Source organism: Pollutibacter soli (assembly GCA_029269725.1).
Lineage (GTDB): Bacteria > Bacteroidota > Bacteroidia > Chitinophagales > Chitinophagaceae > Pollutibacter > Pollutibacter soli.
The window spans coordinates 292,608-310,292 of the sequence record JARJHS010000005.1 but is presented as its reverse complement, the minus strand read 5'-3'; the positions used below and the strand labels follow the sequence as shown (position 1 = coordinate 310,292).

The 17,685-nt window shown below is 43.1% G+C and carries 14 protein-coding genes; 7 read left to right on the top strand and 7 right to left on the bottom strand.

The features are described 5' to 3' along the window. Nucleotides 1-24: 24 nt before the first annotated feature. From P2W82_RS14790 to P2W82_RS14775, 4 genes are all read right to left on the bottom strand, one after another. Nucleotides 25-774, bottom strand: coding sequence for a formylglycine-generating enzyme family protein (locus tag P2W82_RS14790; RefSeq protein WP_336516676.1), 750 nt, complete (start codon nt 772-774; stop codon nt 25-27). Between the two features lie 210 nt (nt 775-984). Next, a complete protein-coding gene (locus P2W82_RS14785) occupies nt 985-2,172 on the bottom strand; it encodes a hypothetical protein (RefSeq protein ID WP_336516675.1) in 1,188 nt (395 codons plus the stop codon). Nucleotides 2,173-2,276: 104 nt separating this feature from the next. Further along, the gene (locus tag P2W82_RS14780; protein ID WP_336516674.1) at nt 2,277-3,818 is read right to left on the bottom strand and encodes a RagB/SusD family nutrient uptake outer membrane protein; all 1,542 of its coding nucleotides are present in this window, start codon (nt 3,816-3,818) and stop codon (nt 2,277-2,279) included. A gap of 27 nt (nt 3,819-3,845) precedes the next feature. Continuing rightward, nucleotides 3,846-7,067 carry a SusC/RagA family TonB-linked outer membrane protein gene (locus tag P2W82_RS14775; RefSeq protein WP_336516673.1) on the bottom strand — a complete coding sequence of 1,074 codons (3,222 nt, stop codon included), beginning with the start codon at nt 7,065-7,067 and terminating at the stop codon, nt 3,846-3,848. 209 nt (nt 7,068-7,276) lie between these two features. Between P2W82_RS14775 and P2W82_RS14770 the strand changes: the two genes are divergently transcribed. Further along, nucleotides 7,277-7,528 carry a hypothetical protein gene (locus P2W82_RS14770; protein WP_336516672.1) on the top strand — a complete coding sequence of 84 codons (252 nt, stop codon included), beginning with the start codon at nt 7,277-7,279 and terminating at the stop codon, nt 7,526-7,528. A 423-nt stretch (nt 7,529-7,951) separates the two neighbouring features. Here P2W82_RS14770 and ypfJ read toward each other — a convergent pair whose 3' ends face one another. After that, the gene (ypfJ, locus tag P2W82_RS14765; RefSeq protein ID WP_336516671.1) at nt 7,952-8,806 is read right to left on the bottom strand and encodes a KPN_02809 family neutral zinc metallopeptidase; all 855 of its coding nucleotides are present in this window, start codon (nt 8,804-8,806) and stop codon (nt 7,952-7,954) included. A 1,280-nt stretch (nt 8,807-10,086) separates the two neighbouring features. On the opposite strand from ypfJ, the gene P2W82_RS14760 reads away from it, so the two are divergent. Next, on the top strand, nt 10,087-10,554 hold the full coding sequence (locus tag P2W82_RS14760) for a PA2169 family four-helix-bundle protein (protein ID WP_336516670.1): 468 nt from the start codon (nt 10,087-10,089) through the stop codon (nt 10,552-10,554). A gap of 335 nt (nt 10,555-10,889) precedes the next feature. Here P2W82_RS14760 and P2W82_RS14755 read toward each other — a convergent pair whose 3' ends face one another. Then, nucleotides 10,890-12,521 carry a sodium:solute symporter gene (locus tag P2W82_RS14755; protein ID WP_336516669.1) on the bottom strand — a complete coding sequence of 544 codons (1,632 nt, stop codon included), beginning with the start codon at nt 12,519-12,521 and terminating at the stop codon, nt 10,890-10,892. 250 nt (nt 12,522-12,771) lie between these two features. On the opposite strand from P2W82_RS14755, the gene P2W82_RS14750 reads away from it, so the two are divergent. The 4 genes from P2W82_RS14750 (at nt 12,772) to P2W82_RS14735 (ending at nt 16,326) form a co-directional block, all read left to right on the top strand. Beyond that, entirely contained in the window at nt 12,772-13,833 is a 1,062-nt protein-coding gene (locus tag P2W82_RS14750) for an endo-1,4-beta-xylanase (RefSeq protein WP_336516668.1), read from the top strand. A gap of 476 nt (nt 13,834-14,309) precedes the next feature. Further along, nucleotides 14,310-15,068 (top strand): ThuA domain-containing protein, encoded by a 759-nt coding sequence (locus P2W82_RS14745; protein ID WP_336516667.1) that lies wholly within the window; start codon nt 14,310-14,312, stop codon nt 15,066-15,068. Nucleotides 15,069-15,140: 72 nt separating this feature from the next. Further along, nucleotides 15,141-15,515 carry a ribosomal maturation YjgA family protein gene (locus P2W82_RS14740; protein WP_336516666.1) on the top strand — a complete coding sequence of 125 codons (375 nt, stop codon included), beginning with the start codon at nt 15,141-15,143 and terminating at the stop codon, nt 15,513-15,515. 52 nt (nt 15,516-15,567) lie between these two features. Next, complete coding sequence (locus P2W82_RS14735) at nt 15,568-16,326, top strand: GNAT family N-acetyltransferase (protein ID WP_336516665.1); 759 nt, start codon at nt 15,568-15,570, stop codon at nt 16,324-16,326. Nucleotides 16,327-16,346: 20 nt separating this feature from the next. Here P2W82_RS14735 and P2W82_RS14730 read toward each other — a convergent pair whose 3' ends face one another. Then, nucleotides 16,347-17,129 (bottom strand): M90 family metallopeptidase, encoded by a 783-nt coding sequence (locus P2W82_RS14730; protein WP_336516664.1) that lies wholly within the window; start codon nt 17,127-17,129, stop codon nt 16,347-16,349. A 242-nt stretch (nt 17,130-17,371) separates the two neighbouring features. Here P2W82_RS14730 and P2W82_RS14725 point away from each other — a divergent pair. Continuing rightward, on the top strand, nt 17,372-17,685 hold a 314-nt coding region (locus P2W82_RS14725), incomplete at its 3' end, for a GxxExxY protein (RefSeq protein ID WP_336516663.1).

Sequence of the window (17,685 nt, the reverse complement as noted above, 5' to 3'; positions counted from 1 at the left end):
TTGTTTACAACGAAGAATGATTTATTACCTGGAAGCACGGACTACTCTGAAGCCAAGTGAATGATAACTTCTCCGTGGAGAATTACCAATACGATAAGTCGGTCTGGCTCGTTTGGCAATATCATCCCAACTTCCTCCCCTCCTGATTCTGAAAACACTATTTGTTGAACCTGTTGGATTTGTTGCCGGGGATGCACTGTATTCATCCAAAAGGTCGCTGCACCATTCCCATGCATTTCCACTCATATCGAAAATGCCCAGCTCATTTGCTTTCTTCCCGGCTACGGGGTGCGTTGATCCTTTACTGTTCTCACGATACCATCCAACTTCGTCCAGCTCATTACTCCCTGCATACAAATTATTTTTTGAGGAAGCTCCGCCACGGGCAGCATATTCCCATTCGGCTTCTGTTGGCAGACGATATACTTTGCCGGTTTTGCCACTCAGCCATACGCAATAGGCTGTTGCTTCTTCCCAGGTTACGTTTACCATCGGATGATCATCATTCCAGCCCCAGGCGGGCGCATCAGGCATCTTCAGATTCGCGAGCGTAGTATACTCACGCCATTGCTTAACCGTAATTTCTGTTTTACCAATTTCATAATCCGATAGCGTAACCTTGTGAACGGGCTTTTCATCGGGATCACCACCACCTTTACTATCACCCATCATAAAAGATCCTCCTTTCACTTTGATCATTTCAGGTTCAGTCTGTGCAGAAACTGTCAGGCTAAAAAAAAGTGCAATAGGTAAACCAGCGAATATTTTTCTCATTGTAGAATATGATTAAGAACAGGCAAAGAAACCCTAGCCGCGGGGGAAGAAGCTAGGTTGAACGTTCAACGTTTAACGTGAAACGTAAAAAAGAAGTTCCGGTATAGAAATACCGCAACTTACTATTAACCGTATTAGACGACTGAATATGACTTTATTTAAGAGCAAAAATTCCCTGTTATTGACTCGCTTTCCATACAAGCAGTCACCTCATTCCTGCACTTCAATATCAACCCGCTGTGTCTGGAAATAATATCCTTTCGGATACTGTGTCCATGAAAGCCAGAATGATTTACCATCTGCTGCTATCCAACCCGGCATGATCTGTGGCTGATAAGTCTGCCCTTCAGGAGTTCCTCCCGGCGGAAACCAGGCTTTATCTTCATGAATCTGTTCCCATGGCCCCCATGGTGTTTTTGAAGTCCATATTCCGAGATAAGTAGGTTTTGTAAACCACATTCCTGAGGTATCAACCCCCACACCCCAGTTGGACATCATGTAAATATCCAGAGGCTTATTATACACCACACTCGGATGCCAGGAATACGGATGCTTTAAACGGTTGACATATCCGGAAGGAAATGTTGCCACCGGTTTTCTTTCCTGGATATTTTTTGACCAGTTCGCACTACCGTTATCTGCAGTTCCAGTAAAGAATTCGTATTCACCACGTTGAAGGATTTTATCTTTTGGTACGCGGAACATCACCAACTGATTCATTTTACCTTCGGTTCCTCCATTTGGCGAGTACACATATACGTAACCGTCCGTATTGTCTTCATAACCTTTTCCCATCTGTAACATCGTAAGTAAGGAAAATGAATTGTCTTCCTCTTTGAAGAAAGCCATGTTCGATTTGCTTCGTTGATTGGTCTCTTCAAATACGATCGGCGTAGACTGATCCTGGTTGTGCCAGGTTTTTCCGGTGTCCGGCGAATAGACGAGTTTTGTACCGATAAAATTCCATGGAGGATCTGTATACCATTTATCAGGCGTAGAAAAATAATGATAGATATTTGGTCCTACACCGAGAATACCGAATCCGTAATAACGCTCGTGGGGCTTTTCTTTCGGACCAGGATGCGAGAAAACTTCTTCAAACCTGAAGTCCGATGGTTTACCAATAAGTTTCCAGATCTGTGTGTTATAACCCTGGCCATCACATTGCAATACATATTGATTACCGTCAGATGCCCAGGTTGTATGCCAGTTGTCTCCTTCAAAATTGGGTTTCCTGATAATGGAATCGTTCCTGAAATTGAGTTTTAGTTTACCCTTTCCCGTTACTGCAGTTTCTCCCGATGAATCCTTACCGGAGTTACAGGACTGACACAACAGCATCAGCGCTGAAACAATTACAGGAAAAAGACGATGAAATGATTGCTGATCGACCTTCATGATATTTTATTTCAGGCAATAAGAAAACTTTCCGGATAATCTTCCCGGTTGAATAACACAACCGGGAAGAACATTCCAGTATCAGATTTTCGCAAAATCATTCATCAGTATCCAGGATTCTGAGGTTGCAGGTTTGGATTGTTCTGCATCTCAGGACGTGGCAATGGCAGTAACAAATGTTTTTCAGCCAAAGGTTTGTTGGTGCTCAGGTTGATATGGCCAACGAAATCATCAAATCCTTTTGTAGTTACATTGAACACTTTCCTTGTTCTGATCATATCAAACCAGAGAATGTTTTCATATGCCAGTTCATACCAACGCTCGCGCCATACTGCTTCACGGAAACTTTCTTTTGTAAAGCTGCCGACAGCAGGTGTTGAAAGCCCAGCACGATCACGGATTCTTTTCAGCGCGTCAACAGTTGATTGATCCGGGCCACCCACTTCATTCTGTGCTTCGGCATAAATCAACAATACGTCTGCAAAGCGAATCTGTGGCTGATTCAGGCTGCTGTTAGCAGTACCGGGCACCCCTGGGCTTCCGTTAGCTACTACGTCGAAATGTTTGAAGATATATGGCGCACCAAGATCATAGGATGCACCGTAGCCGCCCTGGAAATAAGTAGTGTAGAAATAACCTTCCCTGTCTTTCGTTCTTTTGTCGCCAGCTTCATAAGAATTATAGAACTGAGGAATAGGAACTGTAGTACCGAAGTTGGCAGTGTAAGCAGTAATAGGTTTGAAGTTTGGCAGATAAAGAATCTGCATATCATTATTACTGGCGATACCTGCCACGAACTGAATCTGGAAGATATGCTCAACGGTATTCTTTTTGGAAGGAGTGTGAATAGAAAGATAATCAGGGAACAGGTTGATTGTACCTGGATTGTTGATGATTTCTTTTGCCTTGTCCGCAGCCAGCTTGTAATACTCTGCGCCTTTGTTCAGCGGAAACCCTGCCATTGTTAAGTATACTTTTGCCAGCAGGGCTTTTGCAGCTGCCTGTGAAACACGACCGGTTGCATCCGTCCAGGGCAATCCGGCACCTTCAGCAGCTTTCAGATCCAATACGATCTGATCATAAACTGCAGATGCAGGTGTACGCGTAGGCAGAAAATCTTCTGAAGTAGCAGTCTGAGGTTTCAGGATCAATGGAACATCGCCCCAGTATTGTACCGCGTAAAAATAGGCCCATGCGCGGAGGAAAGCCGCCTGGCCAAGGATTTTGTTTTTGGTGGCCTCATCCATAGGATTAATGCCGGGAACCTTGTCAAGAACCAGGTTCGCCTGTGCGATCACGTTATACAAGCCATTCCACCAGTTGATGATGTGCTGGTTGCCCGCATCATGTGCCAGACCCAGCAGGTTATTCAGATCGGAGTTCTGTGCAGACTCGGTACTTGCAATACCTGTCAATGCATCCGCCATCTGGTAGTTGATTGAAATGATGTTCGCACCACCTACGATAAACCTGGTTTGTGCGTACACTGAAGCGATGGCTGCGTCAGCATGTTGCGGAATCGTGTAAAAATTGTCCGGCGTGAGATTCGAAGGATCACGCTCGTCAAGAAACTTTGAACAGCCCGTGCCCGCAAACAGGAGCGCCGCTAAGGCCAGTGAAGTTATTTTTGATTTATGACGTAACATATGATTATTCGTTTAATAAGGTTAGTATTAGAATCCTACAGAAACACCAAACATCCAAACGGTTGATTTAGGATATGCGTGGAAGTTCTGACCCTGTGCAAATACCCTGTTGGATTCGTTACCAAATGTGTTGAGCGTAATTTCAGGATCGCCGTTCGGATACTTCGTGATCAGGAAAAAGTTCTGTACGGAAGCGAACAGACGCAGTTTACTGATATGAATTCTCTCGAGCATTGTGCCTTTGAAATTATAGGCGAGCAAAATGTTTTTACCTCTGATGAAACTTCCATCCTCTACCCAATGGCTATCCACGTTGGTTACATAACCAGCTCTTGTATCACGGATCTGGGCGATGGGTGTATTCTGATTCTGAGGAGTCCATGCATTCAATACACTCTTATAACTGTTAGCCAATGACTGGCGGTCTTCACTGGAGTGTTTAGTCTGATCCAGGATGTCGTTACCGAATGAATACTGAAGTTCGAGAATGAATTCCCAGTCTTTGAAACGAAGGTTATTTGCCCATCCGCCGTAAGCGTTCGGGTAACCATTACCAATGATCATCCTGTCTGCATCGTTGATAACATAGTCGCCGTTTACATCCAGGTATTTGATATCACCAGGCAACAGTGTCAAACCGTTTCTGTAGCTGGTATATTTCGCAGCTTCAGCAGCTTCTGCTTCACTCCAGGTACCGAGACGTACAAGCCCCCAGTAAGCACCCACGGGTTCGCCTACACGGATTATGTTTGTCTGGTTAGTGAAACCAGGTCCGCCTACGCCGAAGATATCAGCCGGAGTGGCGAGAGACAAGACTTTATTCCTGTTGAAGGAAACGTTGAATGCCGTGTTCCATGAGAAGTTTTTCTGACTGATAACAAGTGCATTCAATGTCAACTCAAGACCTTTATTCTCCATGGAACCTACGTTCTTCCTGATCGTTGCATAACCACTGGTTCTTGCCACAGGCGCATCCAACAGCATATCTGTTGTTTTCCTGTAATAAAGATCAGCTTCAAGATTCAACCTGTTGTTGAACATGCCCAGTTCGAATCCAAAATCAAACTGTGCTGTTTTCTCCCAACGAAGATCAGGGTTTGCGAGGCGACCAAGACCGGTGCCTCCTACACGGGCATCACCAAGAATTCCAACGTATCCTGAACTAAGAACAGAAAGCGAAGTGTAGGGCGGAATTTCTGAGTTACCCGTCAAACCGTAGCTGGTACGGAGTTTCAGGTGAGAGATCAATTTATTATTCTGCAGGAACGCTTCATCAGATACTCTCCATGCCAAAGCTGCAGAAGGGAAGAATGCATATTTATGATTGTCCCCGAATCTTGATGAACCGTCTGCACGACCCGTTACTGTTACGAGGTACTTGTTTTTAAACGCATAGTTAACGCGTCCAAAGTAAGAGTTGAATGCGAATGAAGAACGTCCGGAACCATAAGTAGGATTGAAGCTTCCTGCTCCAAGGTTATTGTACTGAAAATAATCAGTAGAAAAATTTTGAATACCGACTGCAGAAGAATTAAAATCCTGGTGTTGCCATGACAGACCCAACAGGGCTTTCAGGTCATGATCAGTACCAATGCGTTTTGTATAAGTAAAGTAGTTTTCCAATGACCAGAAAGTCTCTTTACTGTTATTGATACTTGCACCACCTGAAGTACTGGGTTGTAAGCCGCGACTGACTGCCTGATCAATTTCCTGGTTCAACACATTTGCACCCAGTACAGTGCGCATCTGCAGATCTTTTGTGAAATCAATATCAGAATAAATTGATCCCATGGTAGTCTGGCTCTTCACAATGAATTTCCTTTCAGTAAGTAGCTGAACGGGATTCCAGAAAGGCTCAGCAAAGGGATAATCACCACTCCATGACCAACGGCCATCATCATATTTCACAGGTTGAAAAGGAAGACCTTCAGCGATGTTACGCATCACCTGGTAATCCTGGTCAACTATATTTTCCTCCTGATTATTATAGCTGAGTGTGACGCCAACTTTCAACCACTTCTTAACCTGTTCATCAGCTGCCACACGTGCAGAATATCTTCTTAAAAATGAATTGAGCAACAGCCCCTGATCATCGCGATAACCGAGACCGATAGAGTATGAACCTGTACTGCCACCCCCTGTAAAACTCAGATCATGGTTCTGAGAAAGTTTATGTTGAATACTTTCTTCCATCCAGTCAGTGTCATATTTCGGTTTACCATTTGCATCGAAAACACGCGGGTCCGTTCTTGTGAGTGCAGGATTGCGTGAAGTATATTTACCCGCTGCCCAGCCTGCAGGGTCAAACTTCGCCATGTTTGCATATGCCAGATCTTCAACATCGAGGTACTGCTGTGCGTTGAGTACTTCGTATGGATTTGGCCCCAGCGTATTAGTGCTGAACTGACCATTATAGCTTACGCGACCGGGAGTGTTGTTACGACCTCTTCTTGTAGTTACGAGGATAACGCCATTCGCACCGCGTGCACCATATATTGCTGTTGAAGACGCATCTTTTAATACTTCCACTGAAACGATATCATCAGGGTTGATATAGTCAATTGCGTTTGTGGCCTGCACCTGTATACCCACCGGCATCGCAACTCCGTCGATCACATATAACGGGTTGTTCGAAGTATTGATTGAACTGAAACCGCGGATACGTACGTTGTTTCTTCCGCCCGGCCGACCGGAGTTTGAGTTTACCTGTACACCCGCGATCCTGCCCGCAAGACCCTGTGCAAGTGATGGCGCTGGTCTTTCAGCAAGCGTTGCCTGTTTTACACCACCAACAGAACCCGTAAGGTCAGACTTACGTGCTGTACCATAACCGATCACCACTACTGAATCTAGTGAGGTATTTTTTATGTTCAGCACAACATCCAATGCCCGCTGACTTCCTACCCTGAACTCCTGTGAAACATAACCTGTATGCTCAACAACGAGTACAGATTGCTCCGAAGGAACTGCAATTGAAAATGCACCATCCGAATTGGTAGTGGTTCCTTGTTTGGTTCCTTTAACAGTGATGGAGGCGCCGGGCACTGGCGAACCATTCATGTCCCGTACGGTACCGGTGACCGTAATTGTTTGTTGAAAATGCCGGAGATTGTTTTCTGATTCCGGCGCCGCGGTCAGCTGAGCAGCTACCCCGGTGAGCATAAATACCGATAAGAATAAGCCTTTCCTTATTCTTCGCCCGAATGTCGTCAAATACTTGTGGGAAGGACAAGCAGTCTGCTTTTTCATGCAATCGTTTTTTGGTTACTATGATTTAAATACAACTGAAACCCTGAAAAATTCTAAAACAACGGTGTGGAAATTTCATACAGCCACCCTTGTTCCACTCAAATATAGGATTATATCTTGTATATACATGTTTTTGAATAATTTTTTTTTACGAGTGGTAAATTTTCGCGAAAACCTTTACTGGCCTGCGTTTCAAAAAATTCATTCGATTGCAAAAAAAGTCGCGTTTGTTCCTTTTCGTCGAAATTCTTGTATATACATGTAAATTTCCCGGTAAAAATACTGTTGATAAACTGTTAGCAGATGTGCAATTCTCCCGGGGAGTAAACCCAGTATGGCCAGCGATAACGAACGCAGCTTTACCATTCCTGTTAACAGGAATTACTGATCCGCAGGGAAATTTTGGGGTGAAGGGACACCACCTGGAAATTCAACCGGTAAATGTCAAAGAGAATAATTAAAACAAAAAGACATCCGGAGGACGGAAAATGATGCATGAGAAAAATAATGATCGTATTGCGTATATCGTAACTCGGAAAAAAATTAGATTTTATTCTTATATAAACATCAGTCGCTCGATATTAATCTGATCCCTGCCTGACATTAGCTGTTGTTCCAACTTTAAAAGTCAATATTTTTTAGCCACATTTTCATTGATCGGAATGGGCGCATCGTTAAGTGACTCTTACAGATTGCAATTAAACAATAATGCAGCCGATGGGCTGCATTATTATATTTTTCCAATAACTGATCGTAATCTCTATGCTTTACCAGGAATCTTTTATTTGGTCATTGTATCAAATCGATGAATCAAATGTCCACCAACGATAAATTTAAACCTTCAATTCCAGCTTAATATTTACTTCATACTACTCACCTACTTCTCACCTCTCACTTGAAAATGTATCTCCCTGCCTGATATCACCCGTTTCATAACCTTTCTTGAACCAGTACATTCTTTGTTGTGAAGTTCCATGAGTAAATGCATCCGGTACCACTTCTCCCGTTGCCTGTTTTTGCAGGCGATCATCACCAATTGCATTCGCGGCATTCAATGCCTCCGCAATATCACCTTCTTCAAGACTTGAAAACATTTTCTGCGCATGATTTGCCCAAAGCCCTGCATAAAAATCAGCCTGCAGTTCCAACATTACACTATATCTGTTTCCTTCAGCTTCGCTGGATTGCTGACGGATCCTGGTTACCTTTTCTGCTGTGCCCATCAGTTTCTGAACATGATGCCCTACTTCATGTGCAACTACATAGGCCATAGCAAAATCGCCTGGCGCTTTGAAACGTTCCTGCAGTTCTTCGTAAAATGATAAATCGATATATAATTTTTCGTCAAGCGGGCAATAGAAAGGCCCCGATGCTGCACTCGCATTTCCGCATCCCGATTGAACCCGTCCGCGGAACAGTACAAGCGTTGGTTTCCGGTACTGGGAGCCATTATCTGCAAAAATCTTAGACCATACATCTTCCGTGTCGGCGAGCACTACGCCGACAAAATTTGCACGTTGATCATCTTCTGCTTTTTGTTCCTCTGACATCGGCGCACTACTACTCTGCCCCGGATTAAGATCAGGTATCTGCGAAGGATCTATCCCGTTGCCCGATAGCAATGAAAAAATTAAATAAATAATCAAACCTCCGATACCGCCACCCACTGCAAGACCAGTTCCTGACATTCCCCTGCGATCTTCAACATTTGAGCTACTCCGTCTGCCAATCCATTTCATAATGGTTTTAGTTTATTCTGACCGATAAAATTTTTATGCCAGCAAAGTATGGTATTAAATATATGATAAATGTGTCGAAACGAAAAACGTTCCATGCATCAGCTAACCAGCCAAAACAAACGAAATCGGGAGTGCCATCATGCACCCCGGATGATAGTAAGCAAACAATATTTACCCGCTGTCAACTGATAATCCCATTAGGAATTATCCGGAGATAAAAGCTTAGATTTTTGAATTCAATTCATCTGACTTCTCCGAACCTTTAATAAATTCCTTTCCAAAGTGTACAAATGCCCGCGCGACCGCTTACCCTCCAAATCCTGCACGGGATGAACATGGTGATCTGTTGTCATATAATTTTCCCAAACTATCCTTACTTTTTCCCAGTAACAAGTGACGAACCATCAGCTTCGGAAGATGGATCAAAGTTTTATCCGCAGTTATAACCTTTGCTACTTCAGTTTTCGGGTGATGTAAAATGATATCTGCGCAAAGCTGATCGTGGCGTTTGGTATTCTGTTGATAAACGGGCGAGAGTCTTTGAACCTGCCTAAAGGTCAATTCCTGCAACTGCTTTCGGAGAGGAGTAACCGATTTGGAATTGCCTGGGCGAATCAATGAAATTCCCGCAGGTGTACATTGGTTTCGATCGTTCTACTGTAGCGACCAATGTTTCCAGCACCGGTCAAAACATATTGATGTACTAACCCTGCTTGATTAAGCAGGTCATGCGCCCTAACACCTTGACAATTGGGTAGAATCAGCGGTGCCGGGATGAAATTGCAAAAATTCACCGATAAGTGTTTCAACAATTCCGTCCGTCAATCGATACCTGGCAGGTCTTTAAGACCTCGCAGGTGTAAAGACCTGGCAGGTGTAAAGACCTGGCAGGTTTAAAGACCTGGCAGGTTTAAAGACCTGGCAGATGTAAAGACCTGGCAGGTGTAAAGACCTCGCAGGTTTAAAGACCTGGCAGGTCTTAAACCTGGGAGGTTTAGCACCCCCAAGGTTCAACCACCCAATCACCCCAGAGAAAATCTTTATGCAGTGATTTTCAACAATTTAAATTTTATCGGAAGGGAAATTCATCTCAATTATTGCCTTCCGGTTTTCGCGTGTTCCCATCAACAAAGCGTGCATATATCTCCACAACGTTCTCGCGGTTGAAAACAGTTCAGGGGGATTTTCTTCAATACAGTCAAATGGTACGGTTTTTTGAATATAAGAGCGATTGCAACCAGAAATGCAAAACTTTTGTTCACCATTTAAACCTCTATAATATGAAACAGAATGAAAAAACAGCTGAAATATTAAATGACCTTATTCAAATCAATAATGACCGTGTGGCAGGATATGAGAAAGCATCAAAAGAAACAGGTATTGGTGATGGCGATCTGAGAACACTTTTCGCAGACCTTGCAGCAGACAGTCGCCAGTACGCTACAGAGCTTAAAAAATATGTATTCGCTGAAGGCGAAAAACCCACTACGGACACTACACTCCGGGGCAAGATATATCGCGCATGGATGGATGTGAAAGCCACGTTCTCAGGTAAAGACAGAAAATCTGTGCTCGAATCCTGTGAGTTCGGTGAAGATGCTGCGCAGCGCGCATATGAAGCCGCATTGAAAGATAGCGATGAATTGTCACCAGAAATCGCGAGTGTGGTGCGCGAACAGCAACGTAAACTTCGCAATGCTCATGACAACATCAAAGCGTTGCGTGACAGGCAAAAAGCGAACGCTTAATATTAACCGTTACACGTAAAATAAATCACTTAAAACGTAAGGTACCATTGAGATAATTAATATTCCACTCCGATCAACAATTTGCTCGACCAGCATTTTGTCTCGAATTGAAGTATTTGATCCCTGCGTTTTTCGTAAATTCTACCTTAAGAAATATAACGGACCGGCTTCGGCTGGTCCGCTTTTTTTTATGCAGGAGGTACTAAATGCGGGGTCGGTTTTATCCCTCAGTTTATATAGATAGAAAAAATAAAAGGCCGCTGCATCAGCAGCGACCGTAAGTTTTGAAATATCAATCTAAAATTTGATCCAGTCTCATCCCCTTACCCCTCACTTTATTTTGCGACGCCTAACGGAGAAAAGTAGGCGAAAACACAAAGAATAATCACCACTACGAACAACGAAAGTATTACGTCAGTTCTATTCCAACTGGCGCGGCTTGCAGCACGATCTTCAGCAACGGTTGTCGCAAAAGTAAGTCCACGGACATGTTCTTCTGCCGGCGTGGGAGTCAACAGGCTCACTACCACCATGACGGCAATACTGAAGATGAAAAGATAAATACAGAAGTACAAAAAATTCAGTGTAGCAAAGGAATGGATAAACCCACCTGGTGCAAAATTCTCTGCAGTCATCTGTAATGTCAATTTCAGCAGACCCAGAATAAAACCGATCACCATTGCAGAGTAAGCTCCTTTCGCATTCAGCCGTGGGAAGAAAACGCCAAGCAGGAATACTGCAGCGATCGGAGGTGCCAGGTAGGACTGTACGCTTTGCAGATAATCGTATAGACCGGTTGAAATCTTTCCCATCAACGGGATCCACGCCATCCCTAATAACACCACCACACCTGTTGCAATTCTCCCGACTTTCACCAGCTCTTTTTCAGAAGCATTGGGATGCGATTTTTGATAGATGTCCATTGTATACAAAGTGGAACATGCATTATATACAGATGCGAGCGAACTCATCAATGCGGCAAGTAATCCACCGGCCAGCAACCCGCGAAGACCCACCGGCATGATCTGTTTTACCATCGCAGGAAATGCCGCATTGGTATCATCGAGAACGAGTTTTCCCTGCTGATGCAGTACATATGCAATCAAACCTGGAATCAGGAAAATAAAGAAAGGCAGTAATTTCAGGTAAGCAGCGAAGATGGTTCCCCTACGTGCCTCGCGTTCATTTCGTGCTGCGAGACAGCGCTGAACGATATGTTGGTCCGTACACCAATACCAAAGCCCCACAATGGGCGACGCAAACAATATCCCGACCCAGGGAAATTCAGGATCACTGAGTGGCGGGAACATGTTCAGTTTACCTTTTGGAATTGAAGCGATCATGCTATCCCACCCTCCTACTTCTTTTAAACCGAAAACGAGTAATACCGCTGAGCCCAGTAATAATACAATTGCCTGGATAGCTTCAGTGTACATCACAGCATGTAAGCCTCCAAATATGGTATAGACTCCGGTGACAACCACGAGGATGATCGCACCCGTCCAGAAATTAACTCCGAAAAACTGGTTAAACACAAGTGCACCCGCGAAAATGGTCACCGATGCTTTTGTAATTACATAACTGAGCAATTGTATGATCGATAACAACCGGCGTGATTGAGGATTGAATCGTCTCTCGAGGAATTCAGGCATCGTATATACCTGGCTCCGCATGTAAAAAGGGACGAAAACCCAACCCAGTACAAGTACGAGATAAGAATGCAATTCGTAATGACCGAGAACCGTTCCCGACCGCGCAGCCGAACCTGCGAGGCCAACAATATGTTCCGATCCGACATTCGACGCGAGAATGGAAGCGCCGATAACAAACCAACCGAGGTTTCGGTTAGCGAGAAAATAATCGGATGCGGACTCTTTACTTTTTCGGATACTCCATACCGATATGCCACCGATAATGATTAGATAGATGACGATAAAAATCCAGTCGACCGGGCCGAGAAAATTCATATAGCAGTTGATTTGGAAGTTTGATGTTCCTGGTAAGATAGAGAATATTTAGGAAGTTCAAAGTACGAATTACGAAAGGCGGAGATGAAGTTGAAAGATGAAAGGTGGTAAGTCGAAAGTCAGTTTATGTGAGGATAATAGGTTTAGAAATGGAATGACTTCGGGACCAATCATTTCTCCGGCAACCGTACCACCTGACCGTTGGCGAACTTTCTTTTATAATCGCTAATTTCGGAGATAAACCATTCGCATGCGCCCGGGCTATTTTCTTCTTATAGTACTTCTGCTTTCATTACAGAGTGGTTTCTCACAATCACTGTCTAATCGCTACAGCGAATTTTTTACCATTGGCGTTGCAATCACACCAAGGTCCACAACAACAGATGAAGCGAAACTGATTGTTTCACAATTCAATAGTGTGACAGCAGAAAACGCAATGAAGATGGGTCCGGTTCATCCGCAGGAAGACCAATATAACTGGGCCGGACCGGATTCTATTGTTGCATTTGCGCAAAGCAGTGGAATGAAAGTACGTGGTCATACCCTGGTATGGCACAATCAAACACCGGCCTGGATTTTTAAAGATGCCAATGGACAGGAAGTGAATAAAGAAATATTGCTTAAGCGACTCAAAGAACATATTACAACAGTTGTCACCAGGTACCGGGGAAAGATTTACGCATGGGATGTAGTGAACGAAGCCATCAGCGATAACCCAAACGAATACCTGAGAAATTCAAACTGGCTAAAGATTTGTGGCCCGGAATACATCAACCTTGCATTTCAGTGGGCGCACGACGCAGATCCCGATGCGATTCTTTTCTATAATGATTATAACGAAACAGATCCTGTGAAACGAGAAAAGATATACCGTCTTATCAGCGAATTAAAATCCCAGGGTGTGCCGGTAAGTGGTTTGGGGCTGCAGGCACACTGGAACATTTATCATCCTTCTGCGGCACAAATTGATAGCGCATTGCAACTCTATTCAAAACTTAATGTAAATCTCCAGGTAACCGAGCTGGATTTATCCGTCTACCCCTCCGGTCCGGATTCGACCTTTAAACCCGGAACTATTCCGGCTGAATTCACCCCTCAACAAGAGCAAAAACAAATTGAAAAATACCGGGAAATTTTTGCAATATTCCGCAAATACAAAAAACAGATAACCAGCATCACATTCTGGAACATTTCTGACCGGAGAAGCTGGCTTGATAATTTCCCCGTGCGTGGCAGAAAGAACTATCCATTATTGTTTGATAAGGATCTGAAACCGAAAAGGGCTTTTGATGCAGTGATGAATTTTCAGTGAGTAATACGTGGTAAGCAGGAAAATAGCCGACCTATGAAATTTTGGGGCCTCTCTTGCACTTAAGATAGCATTACTCAACTCTTATTCCTTCCCCGGAATACGAATATCAATATTATTACCACGACCAGTATAACAAGAAATATAGCTGTGTTAAATCCTGCTTTGAAAATTCCGCCTACGAGTTCACAGGAGTTCAGGGTAATCATCAAAAAAAACGCCGAGAAAAATGCAATCAGGCTACGCATGTGATTTGTTTAAAATACTATTTAAAATTTCATACCAGCTACCCCAACCTGGGAGGTCTTAGACCTCCCAGGTTGCCGGTTCTCCGAATGTAAAAGAGCAAGTTATGCATAAAGTTTTCCCTGAAAGGCGATTCACACCTGGCAGGTCTTAAGACCTGCCAGGTGTGAATTCAGCTCGTTGCCCATTGATCGAAAATCGCTATCTTCCCAATCATTAACCAATCAACGATTATGAGAATTCTGCGACTGAATTTCCTGGTAATTCTGACCTTTCTATTGGCTCAATCCGCTTCCGCACAAAAACAGTTTAAAGCCCTGCTCGTAGTGAATACAAAGGGCTGGCATCACGAATCTATTCATGCAGGTGTACTGGCAATGCAACAGCTGGGGCAACGGAATTTTTTTGATGTTGTACTCTGGGAGAACCCCGGTGGATTCAATGATAAATATCTTGAACAGTTCAAAGTGGTCATCTTCCTGAATACTACTGGTGATATCCTTGATACTGCCCAGCAGAAAGTGATGGAAAGATTTATTCAATCCGGAAAAGGATTTGTCGGAATCCATAGCGCTTCGGATACTGAATATGACTGGGAATGGTACACAAAACTGGTAGGCAGGATGTTCAATATTCATCCGGCTAACCAAACCGCAAAACTCCAGGTACTCGATGCCAGTTTTCCCGGCTTACAGGGTTTGTCAAATGGGAAATTATGGACAGATGAGTGGTATGACTTTTCTCCCGAAAAAACAACCGGGCTGAAATATATCCTTGCTGTTGATGAAAAAACCTATAACCCCAAAGCACAATGGGGAAATAAAAAAAACAGTGAAACCAATGGAATGCATCCCATTGCCTGGTACCACGACTATGATGGTGGAAGGGCTTTCTATACGGCGCTTGGCCATATCCCCACCAATTACAGTAATGAAGCATTTCTGGACCACGTTTATGCAGGAATTCTGTGGGCTGCGACTGGTAAAAAATAAAAACTATTCTTCCCGATATTTATTGAATTGCGGTTGCACCTTTGTAACCGCAATTTGTTTATCAGTCAACCTATGATTTTTAACCGAACTTACTTTATCATCGCGGCATTGCTATTGATGATCGAAATTCTGATCGCCTTATTTGTTAATGATAAAATCGTCAGACCCTATATCGGGGATTTCCTTGTAGTGATCATGTTGTATTGTTTTGTGAAATCATTCACTAACGCATCGGTTTTAAAAGCCGCAATTCGGGTATTACTCTTTGCTTATTTTATCGAATTTCTTCAATGGCTTCAGCTATCTGCGAAGCTTGGGATATCCCGTAATAAACTTGCACACACTGTTCTCGGGAGCTACTTCGAATGGATGGATATGCTCATGTACACGGCGGGAATCGCTGTAGTCATCATTTGGGAAAAATTTCGGTTCAATAAAGAAAGATGAAAATAAAACAGCGGCATGTCGATTTTTGATACCTTCATTTTTAACGACCTTCATGCAGATCGAATGTTTCAAAGCGACTCTTAAAGATGTTTTGCCACTTCGCGAACTCTATCTCCAGGAAAACAATTTCCAGATCAGATATAATGCACGGCATGAGCGCGGCTGGGCAGATGAATACATAATCTCCTGCGACGACCAAAGGGTCGGATATGGCTCAGTGGCAGGACGTAATAATATAAGTGACCGTGATTGTGTTTTTGAATTTTTTCTTCTGCAGGGTTTCAGAAATATTTCCGAGACTGCTTTTGAAAAATTGCTTGAAAATTCGAAGGCAAGGGTAATTGAAAGCCAGAGCAATGATCTGCTGACCACTTCCCTTCTCTATCGTTTCGCGAAAAACATCAACGCTGATATTATTCTTTTTGAAGAAAATGTTACAACCCATTTAAAACCTGTGTCTGCTGTTTTCAGAAAACGCCGTGAAGAAGATATCATTTTTGAACATTTTGCTGAACCTGTCGGTGATTATTTGATCGAATTCAATAATGAAGTAGTAGCTACCGGTGGGTATCTTACCCACTATAATTTCCCTTTCTGCGATCTGTACATGGAAGTAAGAGAAGATCAACGATTGAAAGGGTTCGGAAGTTACCTGGTCCAGGAAGTAAAAAAAGTAAGTTATCTGAATGGCCGGGTACCTGCCGCACGCACCGGTATCGAAAATAAAAAATCGATGAAAACTTTGTTGAAAGCCGGTTTTAAGATTGCCGGATTTATGCTTATTGGTGAAGTAATTGAAGAAGTTACGTAACCAGGCTCTGGTCATTTATGCTATTTCCCCTGACCATCCTTTTTCCTGAACATCGTTTGAAGCATCTGATATATTTCCGGATGATGTTGCTCCAGTAGCACCGGCTTCGTGAAAAAATATTCAGAAATCACTGCAAGAAATTCCGCTTCGTTGGTTCCTGCATATGGATTGATATCATCGCCTTTCTGCCTGATTTCGGCAATAGCTCTGTGCACCTGTTTCAGCCAGGGATCCTTCAACGAAGAAGGCATAAAAAATTCTGGAAGTCCGTCAGTAGCACCATCTGACTTATCAAGCAGATGAACAAATTCATGTATACCGGTATTGCCAGCATTTTTTTGCTCATATCCCTGCCGCAATGATTCCTGTGATAAAATCATCTGACGGTTTAATGCGCCATCTCCTACCATTCCGAGTACATTCCGATCCTTACTATGCTGTTGAAATCCTTCATCGAATGAGCCGGGATACACAAGCACTTCATCGAGATTTGTATACTGCCATTCTGGAAAATGAAAAATCGGAATAATCGCGCTCGCACCAATATAAACTTTGTCGAGATCTGTCAGTTGTACATTACCAACAGGTGTTATCCTCGTTGCAGATAAAAACTGACTAACCCTTTTTGAAAATGATTCCTGCTGGCCGGAAGATAATCGCTGATAAAAAGAAACATGTTTGCTTAGCAGGTCTTCAATGTTATTTGAAGCAGGAACAGGTTGAGGTGCATTTGCCTTCTTACTAAATTTTACAAATAATAAAATGATGACTACAAAGAATCCGATACCGATGTAGGTTGCCATAAGATCAATTACCACGGCAATGATATAATTAAATATTGAATATGATGAAATTTGCTACAAGACTATTTGTCGGAGAAATGCTATAAACACCATTTTCCTTGGGATGGCCAACGGGCAAAAGCTCTGGTCAGTCATGAGGAACTTTATAATTCGAGAAAATCACCAAAATGGGAGGAGAAAAAAACGTTTTGAAATGCTTAAAACAACATTCCGGAATGCAGAATCAATTTCAATTTTACTTCATGACAGAAAATGAAATATCCTATCTAATCAGAGGTTGTGTTTTTAATGTTTATAATGAACTTGGTCCGGGGTTATTGGAATCAGTTTATAAGGTTGCATTGGCTTTTGAACTAAACAAGGCTGGTCTCAAGGCTTATTCGGAAGTGCCATTACCGGTCGTATACAAAGGCATTAAACTGGAATGTGGTTTCAGAATGGATATCGTTGTTAATGACCTGGTATTGGTTGAAATAAAATCAGTCGAATCACTTGCGAACGTCCATCACCTGCAAATGCTTACCTATTTAAAGTTATCGGGAAAGCGACTTGGACT